This window comes from Psychrobacter sp. PG1 (assembly GCF_014897815.1).
Lineage (GTDB): Bacteria > Pseudomonadota > Gammaproteobacteria > Pseudomonadales > Moraxellaceae > Psychrobacter.
In genome coordinates, this window is record NZ_JABUZG010000055.1 from 84,337 (window position 1) to 99,176 (window position 14,840).

The following is a 14,840-nucleotide window of genomic DNA, read 5'->3' on the forward strand; positions in this document are numbered from 1 at the left end:
TCTAACGACAATAGTACGAGTGGATGCTAAAATAAAAGAAGCCATCATATGGTGCTATTTTAGAATTTTTGCTGATTCGCTTGGAACTTGCTTGTTGCTATCGATAAAATAGATTTTTCTAAAAACGGTGTGGAATAGTTTCACGCCGTTTTTTTATGCTTATTCATTTTCAAGATCGATTTTGGATAGCATTGGTTGTAAAGACCAATTCAAAGTAGGTAATATAAGTTTTCGTGAAAACAGTAATACTAGAGGCTAGAGCTAAGTGTTTTCTATCGATAATTGCTGTGTTCCGCAATTCATTGGTCAATGGCTATAAATCACTGTAAAATAATGCCTTGTGAGTTTGATAATATATCTACTATATATATGGTGACTATTTATAAAATACCTGTTTCTTAGCTTATAGAATAGCTAGCTGCGCTAATATCCGACTCTCAAAAGCGCAGAAAAATAGCCTGTAGGGTTTTTAGCACCGAAGTCTTTTGACTTAAGGTCTTTTTGATAGTATTTATAGTAAAGCCAAAATTGAATGACCAAATATACACAATAGTACGATGTCTAGCACGGATAGGCATATGGAATAACTAGGTAATGTTATTGGCACTGGTTGAGATGATTTCTGAGAGAAAGACTGTCAATTATTAGTCATATACACTAGTAGTCACATACACAGAATTTTAATGAAAAATATCAGCTTTTTATAATGCTGATATTACTTTCGTCAGTCAACATTAGGAAGATTATATGACAATGTTTAACACCATTAAGCGTGAATTTCAGTATGGCAACCAACAGGTTGTGATCGAGACAGGTCGTATTGCTCGTCAAGCAAACTCTATCTTAGTACACATGGGCGGCGTTACGGTACTTGTCGCAGCAGTAGTAAAATCAGAGGCTAAAGAAGGTCAAAACTTCTTTCCGCTAACGGTCAACTATCAAGAAAAAATGTATGCAGCGGGCAAAATCCCAGGTGCCTATGGCAAACGTGAAGGTCGTGCAAGCGAGTTCGAAACCCTAACCTCACGCTTGATTGACCGTCCGATTCGTCCGCTATTCCCTGAAGGTTATGTTAACGAAATTCAAATTACGGCAACGGTTGTTTCATCAGATAAGACTCAGTCTGCAGATATCGCAGCCTTAATCGGCGCATCAGCGGCACTGGCTATCTCTGATGCACCATTCAATGGTCCTGTCGCAGCTGCCCGTGTTGGCTTTATCAACGGCGAGTACATCCTGAACCCAACGATTGAGCAGCTTAAAGAGAGTGACCTTGACCTAGTGGTTGCCGGTACTAAATCTGCTGTATTGATGGTTGAATCTGAAGCGGCAGAGCTGTCAGAAGATCAAATGCTAGGCGCGGTATTATATGGTCATCAGCAACAGCAAATCGTTATTGATAACATTACTTCAATGGCAGAAGAAATCGGTACTGCTAAGCAGCAGTATACTGCCCCTGAGCGTGATCAAGCGCTTACCAGCAGCATGAAAGAGCAGTTTGGTGAGCAAGTTGCTGACGCTTATACGATTACTGATAAGCAAGAGCGTTACACTAAGCTTGACGAAATCAAGCAGTCAATTATTGATGCACTTGCTGGTGATGCTGAGTCAGAAAGTTATACTGATACCGTAACTGAGCTTAAAGAAATTTATAACGATCTTAAATATCGTACGGTCCGTGACAATATCTTGTCAGGCAAGCCGCGTATTGATGGTCGTGATCTTGAGACTGTTCGTGCGCTTGACGTACAAGTTGGTGTATTGCCATACACGCATGGTTCAGCATTGTTCACACGCGGTGAAACGCAAGCATTGGTTACGACCACGCTTGGTAACAGCCGTGACGTCAACATGATTGACTCACTAGGTGGCACGATTCGTGACCATTTCATGCTGCATTACAACTTCCCACATTTCTCAGTTGGTGAAACAGGTCGTGAAGGTATTCCAAAACGTCGTGAAATCGGTCATGGTCGTCTAGCTCGCCGCGGTGTACAAGCGATGCTACCGGATAGCGACCGCTTCCCGTATGTCATCCGTGTGGTATCAGAGATTACTGAGTCAAATGGTTCATCTTCCATGGCGTCTGTTTGTGGTGCAAGTTTGGCATTGATGGATGCGGGTGTTCCACTAAAAGCACCAGTTGCTGGTATCGCCATGGGTCTGGTTAAAGAAGGCGAGCGTTTCGCTGTACTATCAGACATCTTAGGTGATGAAGATCATCTTGGCGATATGGATTTTAAAGTTGCTGGTTCTAAAGATGGTATCACTGCGCTGCAGATGGACATCAAAATCGAAGGTATTACGCCTGACATCATGGAGCAAGCGCTTAAGCAAGCCCATGCCGGTCGTATCCATATTTTGGACGCGATGAATAAAGTATTGCCTGAGAGTCGTACTGAAATCAACGCTCATGCACCAAACTATGCGGTTATCGAAATCAATCCGGATAAAATCCGTGACGTAATCGGTAAAGGCGGCGCGATGATTCGTCAGTTAACTGAAGAGACTGGTGCAGTTATCGATATCGATGATGGCGGCACGATTCGTATCTTTGGTGAAAACAAAGCGGCAACTAAAGCAGCTATCGGTAGAATCGAAGCGTTGACTGCAGAAGTTGAAGTGGGCAAAACGTATGAAGGTACGGTTGCTCGTATCGTTGATTTTGGCGCGTTTATTAACGTCTTGCCAAACACTGATGGCTTGGTACATATCTCACAAATCGCTGAAGAGCGCGTTGAGAATGTTTCTGACTACCTAAAAGAAGGTCAAATCGTTAAAGTCTTCGTCCAAGACGTCGATAACCGTGGTCGTATTAAATTGACTATGAAAGGTATCGAACAAAGCTAATCGATATCTAATGTAGTCAACATCTAAAAACCGCTTTAAGTCTCTCGTCATGAGTGCTTAAGGCGGTTTTTTTATGGGTGTAAAATCTTATTTGCAGTAGAATATCTTATTAAAGTAACTGGTCTATATCAAAGTGATTGGTCTATATTAAAGTCTTTAGGAAGATGAATATCGATTCGAACTTTAGGCAAATCTTGTAGGTGCTGTATGAGTAACGGCAAGATATCAGCGTGCCAGTCTAACGCAAGTGAGCCTGTGTTTGCTAAATTGGCTGCGTTGCATAAGTTATCTGTATCATTTCGTGAGTGGTTATGAGTAAGAGGACGTACCATTAGGGCAATTCTGCGAATACCTTGATAACGGATGAGCGGGATAAGCTGCTCAGATAAATCATTCAACGCGGCAATTAACCATTGTGACCGTGTGGGGTGGTAAGGATGATTTGATACCACAAGATTAGCGATATAACTGGGCTGATTACCATTACTGCTGATGCTTAAACCAGCTTGCTCAAGCGCGCGTTTATGCAGTAAGCAACTACCTACACGTAAACTGCCATCACGGCATGCACGATAGTAACGTTGATAATTATCAGCAAATAAAGTCTTAGCTTTTGTGAGAACAGGATCTAAAAGAATCCCTGCAGTATTGACTGGTAGAATAAGCAGCTGCGCGCTACTATTTAAGATAGGGGCGTGGGTAAGTTGCAAAGTCGCCATTGTCAGCCCCTTGATAAAAGTCTAAATAATTAGCTACTGTTTGTCGCCGTTTGTCTCGGCTTCTAATTGCGCTATTTGTTGTTCAAGTAGGGCGATTTGCTCTGCTTTCATATCAGTTAATTGCTTGTTCATCGTCAGTTGTTCAGCAGCCAATTTTTCTTGTTCAGCTAAGCGCTTACGCTCGTCTTCTAAGCGATCTATTTCCTCTTTGGCAAGACTATCTGTTTCTGGCAAAGCCGCATTTAAGATCGCATCAGCATTAGGTATTTGATTAACTGTGGTTGTCTCATTAGTATTTGACGTTAAGTCACTATTGTTTGAATTATTGTCATTACTGCCTAAGGGCGTAGCATCTAATTGAGTAGCGCTATCTGGTTCGGTAGTCGACGGTGTACTTTCGATAGGCGTAGTATTAGTGTCTATCGAATTGTTTTTCCAGACCAAGTAGCCAATCAGTAATGCCGCTAATATAATAATTGACCACCATTTCTGGCGTGACTTAGTGGGCTTTTTTTTCAGTGATTTGGTTGACAGAGGACGCATTTTTTGGCTTTTCATACTATAGTCGATTTATGTTAGAAATATAAGTAGCCATACTATAGCAAACTCAAAATAAAAAGCCTATCTATTGCTAGATAGGCTGGTAGCTATTAAGACTTAACGCTTAATATTTAAGGTTTGAATTTTACTGTGCCGCTGGTACCAGTAGCCATAGCATCACGTATAAGCTGATCTTCAGCATGGTTTTTGGCACTGATGGCATCAGGGTCAGGGCGATGTTCGCTATGTCCACATAATGTGCATTCAATATACTCATCAGGTTCTGGGGTGACGACGTTTATTTGTACCACCGCATCCATCGCTTGACACTTAGGGCAGCGAACACCGGATAAAAACTGTCGCTTTGGTCGCGTTGATTGATAGCGCATTTAAATCATCCCATGTGTTGTTGAGGCATTAGCAGCAGCACTGCCTTTTTTAGTATCAGAAAAACCGCTATGACGTAACAAAGCATCGATACTAGCACTGCGACCACGGAAGTTTTCAAAGTTGATCTTGGCAGGGAAACTACCACCAACGGATAAAATTGTCTCACGGAAGGCTTTACCAGTGACTGGGTTAAAAATACCTTCTTCTTCAAACTTGCTAAAGGCATCTGCCGATAGCAACTCTGCCCATTTATACGAGTAATAACCTGCCGCATAGCCGCCTGCAAAGATATGACTAAAGCCGTTGGCAAAACGGTTGTAGTCAGGTGTCTGCATGATAGCAATGTCGTCTCGAACGGTATTTAGCGTGGCTAATATACCGTCATAATCTAGCGCTGGCGTATGCGCATGAATCAATAAGTCAAACAGTGCGAATTCGATTTGACGTAGGGTTTGCATGCCACTTTGGAAATTCTTCACCGCCAATAACGCTGCAAGTTTGTCTTTTGTTAATGGCGCACCCGTTTCGACGTGGCTACTAATCAGCGCAATACCTTCGGCATCCCACGCCCAGTTTTCCATAAATTGACTGGGCAGCTCGACCGCGTCCCACTCAACGCCATTGACACCAGCGACATCACCGACCGTCACTTGGGTTAATAAATGATGCAGGCCGTGACCAAACTCATGGAATAGAGTCAATACTTCATCATGCGTCAATAAGCTTGGTTTGCCATCGAGGGCAGGGGTAAAGTTACCCACCATAAAGCAAACGGGTAGCTGCTGATGGTCTTGCTCGTCATACGTATAACGCGACTGAAAACCACTCATCCAAGCGCCGCCGCGTTTACCACTACGAGCAAATAAGTCAAAGTAAAAGCCACCAAGCACGTTATCATCAGCATCAAACAACTGATAAAAGCTGACATCGTCGTGCCAGCGTGATACGGATGTGCTTTCACTATCTGTCTTATCATTATTTTGCTCTTGTACTTTGATACCGTATAAACGCTCAACGATGGCAAATAATCCGCTAATTACTTTTGGTAAGGGAAAGTACGGGCGGATTTCTTCTTGCGATAAGCTGAACTCGCTTTGTTTGACTTTTTCAGCGATATAAGTACTGTCCCACGCCTGTAACTCCTCAATACCGTAATCCTGCGCATACTTTTGCAACTGAGCTAAGTCTTGCTTAGCCGCTGGAGTTGCTTGCGTGGCCAAACTCCGTAAAAAGGCTTCTACTTCTGCCACGTTATCTGCCATTTTAGTCGATAGTGAGACTTCTGCATAATTGCCAAAACCTAATAGCTTGGCTTTTTGCTCACGTAATTGCAGGATTTGACTCATGATATCGGCGTTGTTTAGCGACTCACCTTTGGCATTGGTATGCGCATCAAACTCAGAAGCACGGGTAACATAAGCGCGGTATAGGATCTCGCGCAGTTCGCGGTCATCCGCATGGGTCATGATGGCAAGATAAACAGGAATGTTTAAGCTTGCCACGTAATAAGGACTTGGTAACGCATCGACTTCTACTTGCGTAAGCGTACCGTTGGCAAGCGCGCGCGCTTTATACTGTTCGCCAACATCTGCGAGTAGCGCCAGTCCACTTTCGGTTAGACCTGCCAATTGCTCTTGCTGCAGCGGTAAGGCATAAGCTTGGGTGGCATCCAATACGTTATCTGAAAAGGTCGCTGATAAGGTAGAAAGCTCACTTTGAATAGCCGCAAAATTTTCTTGTTCATTTTTTGGTAATGCGACACCTGACAGCTCAAAACTGCGTAGCGCAAGCTCAATAGCCCGCGCTCGTGCAGGCTCAAGCGCAGCAAAAAATGCTGTGTCATTGACGATAGTTTGATAACGATTAAATAGCGGCTGGTGCTGTCCCACTCGTGTGCCATAAGCAGATAATGTGGGTAGTAGCTCATGATGGACATGACGAATGTCATCATTGCTCATGACGCTATTCAGGTGCGATAAAATACCCCAACTGCGATCCAATGCCAGATTAATATGATCAAAAGTCATCACATCGGCTAGCGCTTGCTCAGCACTGATATTAGCAGCGCTGTTATGGCTGTCAGTATCTGCGCTCATCTCATCTAAAAATGTATTGGCTTCATCGATGGCAGTAATGACATGGCTTTGTAAGGTACTTGGCGAAACGTTGTCAAAATCGACAAGGCGTAAATCTGCAGGAAGGGTTTTCATAAAAATATCCGATATCTGATCGTAGTGAATGAATTATTATTGGGTAAACGTCGTTTTATATAAGAGATTGGCTTGCCGCGACATTTAGAACGTCATTAGCTTTGTGTTATTTTTATTTTTTGCTGTCTTATCGATAAGCTATATAAAAGATGGGTTCATTTGACGAAAATGCAACCTAATCATTAACTATATAAAGTGTGAAGCAAGAAGATAGTGACTATCAAACGGGTTTATAGTCGATCCGTCAGGCTTTTAGAACAATACAGAGTGTTCTACTTACAAAGCGCTATCATTTGCTTGCAAATTAACCCTACAGAGAGTGAGGTTTGACTGCTAGCATCAAGGCAATGGAATAGAAAGATTAAGTACTACTGATAGCAGAAACTATGAATCAGTTGATTCATAGTAAAAATCACAATGTTAAAAGTAAATGATAATAAAACAAGGAGCAATAAATGAAAGCGACTCTCAAAAGTTTACGTGAAACCAAAGCCAATCCTGCGGTTAGTATCTTTGTTAAGACTCATCGCGAGCATCCTGCTAATGATCAAGATCCCATTGCCCTGAAGAACCAATTAAAAGTGGCTGAAGAACGCTTAACCAACGAATACGATAAGCGCACAGCGACTACCATACTCGATAAGATTCATGATAAGACCAAAGAGCTCAATCACAACTTAAATCTTGATACCTTGGCTATTTTTGCCAGTACCGACGATGTGCAAGTTATCCGTATGCCGATTGACACCACGGAGCGTGTGGTGATTTCACATCGTTTTGCGACTCGAGATTTAGTGCGTGATATGGCAAGCGCGGTGCATTATTACACCTTGGTGCTCACTCGTGATAATGCCCGTTTGATTGAAGCGTCTAATGATCGCGTGGTGAGAGAGTTCGATAAGGACGACGACCTGCAAAAAAACATGGATAATATTCCATTTCCTATTGAAAATAATGGTCTATATACGACAGGCGACGGTGGATCGGATCGCTCGTCTAATAATGAAAGCAGCTATCTAAAAGAGTTTTTTAATCAGGTGGATAAAAGCGTACAAGAGTTGTGGGGTGAGCACAAAATGCCTTTGGTTGTCGTTGGCGATGCTAAAAATATCGGCTACTATAAAGAAGTTTGTGATCGTCCAGACAACATCATTGCCACAGTGTCAAATGCGACCAATCTAGAAGATGGTAGTGCTCAGCATATTATCAATAGTGTGCAAGAGGCGGTGGAAGGCTATCGTACATCACTGCATCAAGCTGCCATGGGTGAGATTGATAAGGCACGCGGTGCCAATATGTTGCAAACAGATCTACAAGAAGTCTATCGCAGTGCCTTCCAAGGTGCAGGCGAGACGCTTTATGTCCGTCGTGGTTATATACAATCGGCCAAAATTGATGAAAAGGCACAGACTTTGAGTCTTGCAGATGATGCGGCTTCAGAAGGCGTTACTGATGATGCCATTGGCGAAATCATTGAGCATGTCATTCATAATGGTGGCGAAGCAGTATTTATGCCACAAGATATTATGGGTGAAGATCAACCAATTGCTTTGGTGACACGCTATTAGTTGATAGATAGTGCCTATTGATGACAATCCTTTGCGAATTCGCCATTGATAGAAGATAGGTATAATATGGGAGCATTGGTTCGATAAGAATCAATGCTCTTTTTACATTGATGATATATTAAGCCTTTATCTAAAACTTATACTTGATTGCCTTAGGTTATTAAATGATGCTAAATAACATACCAAATACTCTCATGCTATTTAGCGTTATGGCAATGGTGGCCTTTAGCTCCAGTCTCAGTATGGCAGAGACAGATGTGAATAATATATCTGTGAGCCATCTATCATGGGGTCAATTGCCGCCTTCTATTCAAAACTATTATCAAATAGACTCTAAAAAAAATAAAATGAGGCTAAAGACCAAAGATATTGTTGCTATTCGTTCTTGGATTGGCAGAGTAGGAGAACAGTATTTGGTTCAATTACAGCGTTTCAATTCAACCAATAGCCCTGACGAGCCAGCAGGAGAGGTCTTCACGCATTTATATGTTATAGATGAACAAGAGGCTTTACGAGTATGGCAAATATATGATTATGTACCCTGCGATGGGTTAGATGTAATCGCAGAATTCCCTAAAAATACCGCTGTAGTGACTGATATTAATAATAACGGTGTTGTCGAAGTGAGTGTGCCTTATTATCTCGGTTGCCGTGGTGACGTAAGTTATGATGAGATGAAATTAATCATGTACGAAGGGCAGCAAAAATTTGCTGTACGTGGTAACTCTGCAATTTGTAACGCCAAGACAGGTCAGCCAGTTGACGCTACTGGTTATTATGGTGGCGACTATAAGGTTGATGAAAAATTACTACAGCAATCAGCGCTATCAGTTTCTCAAAAATCAGTATTTAGGCGTCATTTGCAATCAGTGTGGCGCGATAATCAATGTTCCATTTATTTTAAGTATGATGACTAATTCTATGACTACCACGACCTCTTTTGTGCTAACCAGCTATAACATTCATAAAGGCATGTCGCCGATGAATCGCCAAGTTAAGATACAAGGTATTGCCCAAGCGCTTGATATTATTGGCTCCGATGTACTGTGTCTCCAAGAAGTGCAAGGTCAGAATCTTAAGCGCAATATGCAATACAACGAATACCCTGACCAATCGCAACATGAATGGTTTGGTGAGTATTTACAGCTGCAAAATAGCTATGGTAAAAACTCAGAGTATGAAAATGGTCATCATGGCAATGCGGTATTGAGCCGTTTTCCATTGGATCCTAAGCATAACGTCAATATCACCGTTAATAAGCTTGAGCAGCGTGGCGTCTTGCACTGCGAAGTACAACCAGTTGGATGGGATGTACCAGTCGTTGTATTGTGTGCACACCTAAATTTGTTTGAGCGTGATCGCATCAAGCAATATGAAGCCATTGCCAACTATGTTCGTAATGAGATTGCACCTGATCAACCACTAATTTTGGCAGGAGATTTTAATGATTGGAAAAAAATGTCTTGTGATAAGCTTGCTACTAGCTTGGGCATGACCGAAGCTTTCAAGCATTGTCATGGCAAACTGCTGCCAACTTTCCCAGCCAAGCTTCCTGTGCTGAGCTTAGATCGTATTTATGTGCGTAATCTAAGAGTGAAAAATGCCTGGGTGCATACGGGCAAACCATGGTCGACACTGTCTGATCATCTGCCGCTCAGTGCGGAATTGGCACATTTATAAAGGATTATTAGATAAGCTTAAGTTATTCACTAAAAATAAAATTGAATGCAAAAATAAAGCAATAGATACCTATAAGGATATATAACGATGTCTACTCTTTTTCATAACCCGCTACCAACGACCCAACACGCCGTACTCATACGTGAGTTTGGTGAACCTGAAGTGATGAGCTATCAAGAGGATGTGGCCATTCCTGTGTTAACAGACAATCAGGTATTGGTCAAAGTTGCTTACGCGGGTATCAATCCTGTCGATTACAAAACGCGTCAAGGCAAAGGCTGGGGCGCTGATATCATTCAAAAAGACAAATTTGATAAAAATGAGCCTGCAATTTTGGGCTTTGATATGTCAGGCACTGTAGTCGATAGTCGTAGTGAGCAGTTTACTATCGGTACACAGGTCGCTGCCCTGACTTTTCATGGTGGCTGTTATGCAGAGTATGTAGCAGTCGATGCTGACATGCTGGCAAAAGTACCGGATTCTGTCACGTTACAGCAAGCAGGTGCGCTGCCTTGTATTGGACAGACGGCGATACAGTTTGTAGAGTTTGCAGATATTCAAGATGGTGAGCATGTGGTGATAAACGCGCCAGCAGGCGGCGTGGGTCACTTGTTGATTCAGCTGCTCATGGATAAAGTGGCTAAAAACAATATCAAGGTGACTGTTATTTGCTCACCAGAGAAATATGCCAAGCTTGATGAAATAATAGATACCAATCAGCTTACAGGTTGGATTGATTATACCAAAGATGGTGAATTCCCTGAGTTACAGGCAGATGTGCTACTGGATTTGGTCGGTAATGAAGCAGGGGTACGAGCGCTTAGCGTGCTCAAATCTGGTGGTCGCGTCAATGTGTTACCAACGATTTGGGTGGATAAACTCAAAGAAGCGGGTAGCCAGAAACAGTTAAAGGTAGCAGGTTATAAGGCGCAGCGTAGTGGTGAAGATATGGCGCGAGTTTTACAGCTTGTTGCTGATGGCAAGCTAACGCTACGTATTCAGCAAACCTATCCATTGTCTGAAGTGGTCGCGGCTCATCATGAGCTACAAAAAGGTGCTGCTTTTGGCAAGATTGTTTTAAAAGTGAGCTAGGAGATGTCTTCAATCTGAAGGCATGCGACTAAGTGGGCTAAAAATGGTTAAGTCTTGCCAAACCGAGTCAAATAACGGGTTAATATCGATATTAATCAGCTATTTTCCTTGTTTGGCTACCGTTTATCTCATTTTTATCACCATTTTCAAAACGAGGACGCGCTCTAGCTTATATTAAGTTACATTAATTTAATGCGGTAGCACTTTTCGAAACGTGAGGCTGATGCGACCTGATTTCACAGTTTTGGTTTTTGTAATGGTATGCTTCCAAAAATCCTGCGTATCGCCATGCATAACGATAAGCTGACCGGACTCAAGATATAGCTCAACTTTGACGGGCTTATTCTCTTGTCTAATAGTTTTATGCTTAAAAACAAATTTTCGCCTAGCACCGAGCGATAAAGAAGCAATAATCGGCTGCGCGCCCAGCTCTTTTTCATCGTCTGCATGATAACCCATGCCATCAGCACCAGAGGGATAGTGGTTAAGTAAGCAAGAATTAAAATCAACGTTGATACCACTGCTTGATAATTGCTGCTCAATATGTCGTTTTACGTGCAACATCTGCTTTGTCCATGGAATGGCTCGACGCGTCTGTCCAGAGTAATGATAACTGACATCGTGGTCACCCATCCAGACGATTTGGCGAGTGGTAACATGCGTTTTACCAAACAACGTCACGATGTCAGACTGCCAAGGTAGCTCGGTTAGTAAATTATTATACAGAGCGTTAGCCTCAAGAATAACTATTCCTAAGTCATTGACCTGACCATCGTAAGGCAACAGATTGTCAGTCGGTGTAGGCGCAAAAAGGTCAGTCATCACTTAGACGGCTCAGCTTATTTATGACTATGATTATGACTATGATAATGCTTATTGATAACTTGAGCACATAATTCAGGTGCTTCCATCGGCAGTAGATGACCGTAATCTAACAAAGATATGATGCTGTCATCAGGGACGAATTTTTGCCATTGTTGTCGCACTTTATGGTTGATAAACAACGTCGGCTTGCCAGTGATAAGCGTATAAGGACAGCTCAATTGCTTGAGGGCGGTATCGATATGCGGCGCGCCGAAATAGTTGGCGAGCTCTTGTTCAGGCGCAAATATCAGCGTGTAACTGCCATTGGTATCTTTGGATAAACTTTGCTCTGCAAATACCCGCAAATGCGCATCACTCATGCGCCTATAAGCACGTTGAGCGCGTAAGTTCTCATAATAATCATCGATGCTTGCCCAAGTAGATTTTTTGGTGAGGGTGCTTTTAAACGGTTCGCGACTGAGTAGAAGCTTACGCGGCAATAGATTATAGAGTCGGGCTTGTGGTTTGGTAAAGGTCACAGGCTCTATTAAATATAGCTGTGAAAACAGATCTGGGCGCTGGGCTGCAGCGATGGCAGTAGCAGTGGCTCCTTGCGAATGACCAATACCAACGATGGGTTTGTCTTGCGTTTTTTCTAAAAATTCAATAAGTATCTCGGCATCCTGCTCGCGCGTAAGACGACGGCGCTGCGGCTTGTCATACCAATAGCCACGAAGCGCAAGCGAGCTGATTTTGAAGTCAGTTGCCAGCGCACTTAATAAGGGACTATAAGTACCAACGGTAAAACTATTGCCACCATAAAAGTGTGCTGACACGCGAGAGGTAGTACTTGACTGTATCGATGGCGTAAGCTGGCTAAGGTTATAGTAGCGCGCTTGTTTTCCACTAATATTAATATTTTTTGCAAATGCTTTCATAATGTACACACCTCCTTGTGTCTGATTTTTAATGAAAATTAAGGGTTGTACTCAGCTGTCTTCACCTAAAAAACCACCACTTTGTCGATGCCACAAGCGAGCATAAACACCGTGTAGATTTAACAACTCATCATGGCTGCCTTGTTCGATAATTTGACCTTTATCCATGACCACCAATCGATCAAGTGCGGCAATGGTGGAGAGACGATGGGCAATCGCAATGACCGTTTTACCTGTCATGATGTCATTCAGGCTTTCGGTAATGGCAAATTCAATCTCAGAGTCAAGGGCGCTGGTCGCTTCGTCCAATAGTAAGATGGGCGCATTTTTTAGCATAACACGTGAGATGGCGATACGCTGACGTTGACCGCCAGAGAGCTTGACGCCGCGCTCACCGACTTGGGTATCAAGTCCTGTATTGCCTTTATCATCATATAAGTCTTTGATAAAGTCCCATGCTTGTGCTTGCTTGGCAGCCGTAATAATTTCTTCATCGGTTGCATCAGGACGACCGTAAGCGATATTTTCACGTACTGTCCGATGTAGCAAAGACGTATCTTGCGTCACCATACCTATCTGCTGGCGCAAAGACTCTTGGGTGACTTCATCAATTGCTTGTCCATCGATAAGGATTTTACCGCTATCAACATCAAAGAAGCGTAGCAATAAATTAACCAAGGTAGATTTACCAGCACCTGAGCGTCCAACCAAGCCTATCTTTTCGCCGGGTTTAATGTCTAAATAAAAGTTATCGAGCAGTTTAGTCTTCGTAGTAGGCGTTGCTGATGTTTTCACTGTATCTAAGCTATCGCCTTCGACCGCATCGCTATCATTCTCATAACTGAAATCAACATGATCGAAAACGATACGACCTTCGATGACTTTCAAAGCGGGTGCGTTGGGCTTATCAATGATTTTTTGCGGCGCTGATAAGGTGCGCATGCCATCTTGTACGGTTCCGATACTTTCAAATAGACTGGCAGTCTGCCACATGATCCAACGAGTCAAACCGTTCAAACGTAGTGCCATGGCTGTCGCGGCAGCAATCGCACCGACACCGACCGCGCCTTGTTGCCATAAATATAAGCCAATAGCCGCAGTGCCACTAACCAAAATCACACTGATTAGATGGGTTGATACTTCTAAATAACTGACCCAGCGCATCTGTGCATGGACGGTACCTAAAAATTGCCCCATGGCGTTTTTGGCATAACTCAGCTCACGGCGTGAATGACTAAACAGCTTGACGGTCATGATATTGGCATAAGCATCGGTAATGCGGCCAGTCATCAAAGCACGGGCATCTGCTTGCACAATGGCAGTTTGTTTGAGCTTAGGGATAAAGTACCAAATGGTCAGCGCAACCAAGACCAGCCAAACGATAAACGGGATTAATAATAGGCTGTCCAGATTAAATAAAATGACACCTGACGTAATAAAATAAACGGTGACATACATAAACATGTCGGTGACGGTCATGACTGTATCACGTACGGCCAGTGCGGTTTGCATTACTTTGGCTGAGACACGTCCAGAGAATTCATCTTGATAAAACTGCATCGATTGCCCAAGCATCCGCTGGTGAAAGCGCCAGCGCATTTGCATAGGAAAGACGCCTTGCAAGGTCTGAAAATGGATGAATGATGACAATGCAATCCATAGCGGACTCACGATCATGACAGCTAGCATGAGCAGTAGCATATCGCCTTTTTCTAACCACAGATTCTGCGGTGTATAGACGCCTAGCCAGTCAACGATATTCCCAATCCAAGCAAATAGCATCGCTTCATAGATGCCAATGCCCGCAGACAAAATCATAAATATCAATAGCCAGCCACGTAAACCGTTGGCACACGCCCACAAGAACTTTAGCATGCCATCACGGGGTGAAGGTAGCGGCATAGGGGTTTCAGGAAAGGCAGGGAGGCGAGTTTCAAAAAATCGAAATAGAGCATTCATAGGCAGTCATAAAACATCAATAGCAGTACGCCAAAATCAACGACATTACTCGTTATTTTGAATCTTTACTTTTGTTATTAGGATTGAGTA

Annotated in this window: 12 protein-coding genes; 5 read left to right on the top strand and 7 right to left on the bottom strand. The window is 43.0% G+C overall.

Features of this window, described 5'->3' with window-relative positions; translation table 11 throughout:
• The first annotated feature begins 747 nt into the window (after positions 1–747).
• Positions 748–2,850 carry a polyribonucleotide nucleotidyltransferase gene (pnp, locus tag INT03_RS07260; protein WP_193008415.1) on the top strand — a complete coding sequence of 701 codons (2,103 nt, stop codon included), beginning with the start codon at positions 748–750 and terminating at the stop codon, positions 2,848–2,850.
• Between the two features lie 128 nt (positions 2,851–2,978).
• On the opposite strand, the gene INT03_RS07265 is transcribed toward pnp, so the two are convergent.
• From INT03_RS07265 to INT03_RS07280, 4 genes are all read right to left on the bottom strand, one after another.
• Complete coding sequence (locus INT03_RS07265; protein ID WP_193008416.1) at positions 2,979–3,569, bottom strand: hypothetical protein; 591 nt, start codon at positions 3,567–3,569, stop codon at positions 2,979–2,981.
• A 33-nt stretch (positions 3,570–3,602) separates the two neighbouring features.
• Positions 3,603–4,127: a hypothetical protein gene (locus tag INT03_RS07270; protein WP_193008417.1), complete on the bottom strand. Its 525-nt coding sequence runs from the start codon at positions 4,125–4,127 to the stop codon at positions 3,603–3,605.
• 113 nt (positions 4,128–4,240) lie between these two features.
• A complete protein-coding gene (locus INT03_RS07275; protein ID WP_055123691.1) occupies positions 4,241–4,498 on the bottom strand; it encodes a YheV family putative metal-binding protein in 258 nt (85 codons plus the stop codon).
• The gene (locus tag INT03_RS07280; protein WP_193008418.1) at positions 4,499–6,709 is read right to left on the bottom strand and encodes a M3 family metallopeptidase; all 2,211 of its coding nucleotides are present in this window, start codon (positions 6,707–6,709) and stop codon (positions 4,499–4,501) included.
• Positions 6,710–7,164: 455 nt separating this feature from the next.
• Here INT03_RS07280 and INT03_RS07285 point away from each other — a divergent pair, with 455 nt between their 5' ends.
• The 4 genes from INT03_RS07285 to INT03_RS07300 all read left to right on the top strand — a co-directional run bounded on the left by INT03_RS07285 (position 7,165) and on the right by INT03_RS07300 (position 11,049).
• On the top strand, positions 7,165–8,277 hold the full coding sequence (locus INT03_RS07285) for a hypothetical protein (protein WP_045443051.1): 1,113 nt from the start codon (positions 7,165–7,167) through the stop codon (positions 8,275–8,277).
• A gap of 164 nt (positions 8,278–8,441) precedes the next feature.
• Entirely contained in the window at positions 8,442–9,194 is a 753-nt protein-coding gene (locus tag INT03_RS07290; protein ID WP_193008419.1) for a M949_RS01915 family surface polysaccharide biosynthesis protein, read from the top strand.
• 4 nt (positions 9,195–9,198) lie between these two features.
• Positions 9,199–9,957: an endonuclease/exonuclease/phosphatase family protein gene (locus INT03_RS07295; protein ID WP_045443058.1), complete on the top strand. Its 759-nt coding sequence runs from the start codon at positions 9,199–9,201 to the stop codon at positions 9,955–9,957.
• Positions 9,958–10,044: 87 nt separating this feature from the next.
• Positions 10,045–11,049: an NADP-dependent oxidoreductase gene (locus INT03_RS07300; protein WP_193008420.1), complete on the top strand. Its 1,005-nt coding sequence runs from the start codon at positions 10,045–10,047 to the stop codon at positions 11,047–11,049.
• A 189-nt stretch (positions 11,050–11,238) separates the two neighbouring features.
• Here INT03_RS07300 and INT03_RS07305 read toward each other — a convergent pair whose 3' ends face one another.
• From INT03_RS07305 to INT03_RS07315, 3 genes are read right to left on the bottom strand one after another with little or no spacing between them, the layout of a single operon-like run.
• Complete coding sequence (locus INT03_RS07305; protein WP_193008421.1) at positions 11,239–11,871, bottom strand: alpha-ketoglutarate-dependent dioxygenase AlkB family protein; 633 nt, start codon at positions 11,869–11,871, stop codon at positions 11,239–11,241.
• A 17-nt stretch (positions 11,872–11,888) separates the two neighbouring features.
• Positions 11,889–12,791, bottom strand: coding sequence for an alpha/beta fold hydrolase (locus INT03_RS07310; protein ID WP_193008422.1), 903 nt, complete (start codon positions 12,789–12,791; stop codon positions 11,889–11,891).
• A gap of 51 nt (positions 12,792–12,842) precedes the next feature.
• On the bottom strand, positions 12,843–14,750 hold the full coding sequence (locus tag INT03_RS07315; RefSeq protein ID WP_193008423.1) for an ABC transporter ATP-binding protein: 1,908 nt from the start codon (positions 14,748–14,750) through the stop codon (positions 12,843–12,845).
• Positions 14,751–14,840: the final 90 nt, after the last annotated feature.